The 2,085-nt window shown below is 30.6% G+C and carries 4 protein-coding genes; 3 read left to right on the top strand and 1 reads right to left on the bottom strand.

Going from position 1 to position 2,085, the window contains the following annotated elements:
- Window positions 1-413: 413 nt before the first annotated feature.
- Window positions 414-710 (top strand): hypothetical protein, encoded by a 297-nt coding sequence (locus H9636_RS18880; protein ID WP_191709091.1) that lies wholly within the window; start codon window positions 414-416, stop codon window positions 708-710.
- 97 nt (window positions 711-807) lie between these two features.
- Entirely contained in the window at window positions 808-1,239 is a 432-nt protein-coding gene (locus H9636_RS18875; protein ID WP_191709090.1) for a WapI family immunity protein, read from the top strand.
- A 54-nt stretch (window positions 1,240-1,293) separates the two neighbouring features.
- Here the strand turns inward: H9636_RS18875 and H9636_RS19510 are convergent, their stop codons facing one another.
- Entirely contained in the window at window positions 1,294-1,398 is a 105-nt protein-coding gene (locus tag H9636_RS19510) for an IS3 family transposase (RefSeq protein ID WP_404817779.1), read from the bottom strand.
- Between the two features lie 224 nt (window positions 1,399-1,622).
- On the opposite strand from H9636_RS19510, the gene H9636_RS18865 reads away from it, so the two are divergent.
- Window positions 1,623-1,940, top strand: coding sequence for a hypothetical protein (locus H9636_RS18865; RefSeq protein WP_191709089.1), 318 nt, complete (start codon window positions 1,623-1,625; stop codon window positions 1,938-1,940).
- The last annotated feature ends 145 nt before the right edge of the window (window positions 1,941-2,085 follow it).

Here is a 2,085-nt window from a genome sequence, read left to right as displayed (position 1 = left end):
GACTACCGTTATAATAAGACCTAAACGAAAAAGGTCAACCAGAAAAATCTGGCTAACCTCATATTACGATCGGGCCAGATTGTTGAATAACACTTTGAATGATAAGAAAGATACTGTACAAATTTATGCAAATTTATAATTAAGTTCGGTAAGTAACTTTCAATAGGTATCGATATAAAATATATATCTGTATCTCTATACATTTATTTTTATTAGTTTCAATATAACCGATAATTTGTTCAAAGATAAATACGTTTAAATTAGTCATAATTGCATCAATATCATAGTCCATATCTTCGATTACATACTTAGAAAACTTAAATAGATTTTCTGTTTTAATTTCTTCAATTTCTATTAAATTTGAAGGCTGATTTAACAAGCGAATCAATTCAACTTTTAGTTAGGAGGTTAATATGGAGTTCTTAGATTTAAAGGAAAGTCTTATCCCTAAAAAAGTAAGTTTTATTCATGATATGATGGTAAATCGTTTTAGAGCAATTGCTATTAATAAATCTGACCCTAGAATTTCGCATCTTTTGAATGATCCATATATTCCAGATTTTTCTGAAATAAATGGCATTTATTGTATTTATAGTAAATCTATATTAGGTCTCCTTAAAAATAAATATAGCTCTTTTGATTCGTATGAATTTAATAAAGATCAACAAAAGGAAAGAAAAATATTGAGTGAGGATTTTGAGATAGGTTAAGTTAAAATTAGGTAAGATGAAGAAATGTACTTAAACTAACGGAGCATGATAGTTCAACAAGAATAGAGTTGAAAGGTTGAAAGTATGAGGTGGTAAAATGAAGTTCCATCTGTTAGGAGAGAAAACTAAAGTAGAAATAGATGTCTTAGCTCGTGAATATCCGAATAGTTCTGATTATTGGGATGGAAACTGGGTTATTTCAAATGTAAAAGTCGAAATTCCAGGGTATTATGTTGATTTTAATGCAAGTTTAAGAACAGATGAAATTAGGGATTTTCTTAATGACTTGAAGTCAATGAATAGGTATTTAACGGGAAAAGCAATATTAAAAAATTTAGAAAGCATTATACATTTTGAAGGTGAAATGGATAAATTGGGTCATATAGATTGGTCTGGAGAGACTTGTTATCCAGCGGGAAGTGGTGCTGTACTAACCTTCGAATTTGTATCGAATCAATCATATTTAGAAGATTTAATTAAAGAATTAGAGGATATAACCTATGTATATCCAGTAATAGGTGAATCATAGTTACTCCATAATCGGGCGCATTTCGGTAGTGACACCTTAAAGTTAGAGTTTTTATTATGCAGCTAATTGGCTGGCGTGTATTCGGTAATTTACCGGACTCATGCCGGCCAGTATTTGTTTAATGCGATCGTTATTATAATAAATGATATACTTTTCTATTTTTTTAGCTAAAAAATAAAAAATTTGAGTGGAGGTTGTTTTTATTCATCTAAACATTTCTTTACTAAATAAATGCGCATCAAACAAAAAAATTTAAAGGGAGTTTGATAACACGACAGTTATAGTAAGAGAATATTGGGGAACACTTTCAGGAACACGTGCGGATTTACAAAAATATTTAACAGCACAAAGTACAGCATATAAGGCATTCCGAGATCGAACTAGTGAATCAGCTATTACTTCTGTATTACAAGGTTTGGGTATTACGATTGTTTTTACTTTTTTCAAACTTATGCACACCAAAACTTGTTGCAGGAACTCTATATGCAACTGTTGGTGCAATTGATGCACAAGGACGAATTAACAATGCAAATATACTAATAAACGGTGATACTGTCTTAGAGGGAATTTATGATGCATTAAACAAAAACTCATCCTACTCTAGAATCGAAGTAACTGTTTTTTTCCGAGAGTATACAAATCCTGATGGCACTAAGGTTCGTGCTGATTATGGTAATAGTACTACTAAAGGTAAAAACTGAGGAGCTTATCAAATTAATCGAATTCAATTAACAAATGGTACTGGATTTCTTCATAAGACCAAAAAAAGGAGGCTGGGACATAACTAGCTTCAAATAGTGAGAAAGGTGAATTTGATGAAACTCAAATTCACCTTTCTCTATTTTT

It is taken from the genome of Ureibacillus galli, from assembly GCF_014836845.1.
Taxonomy (GTDB): Bacteria; Bacillota; Bacilli; order Bacillales_A; family Planococcaceae; genus Ureibacillus; species Ureibacillus galli.
The sequence above is the reverse complement of the archived record's forward strand: the minus strand, read 5'-3'. Positions and strand labels throughout refer to the sequence as shown.

Coding starts and splice junctions, on each gene's coding strand:
- H9636_RS18880 (WP_191709091.1), top strand. CDS start 414: ATGGAGTTCTTAGATTTAAAGGAAAGTCTTATCCCTAAAAAAGTAAGT.
- H9636_RS18875 (WP_191709090.1), top strand. CDS start 808: ATGAAGTTCCATCTGTTAGGAGAGAAAACTAAAGTAGAAATAGATGTC.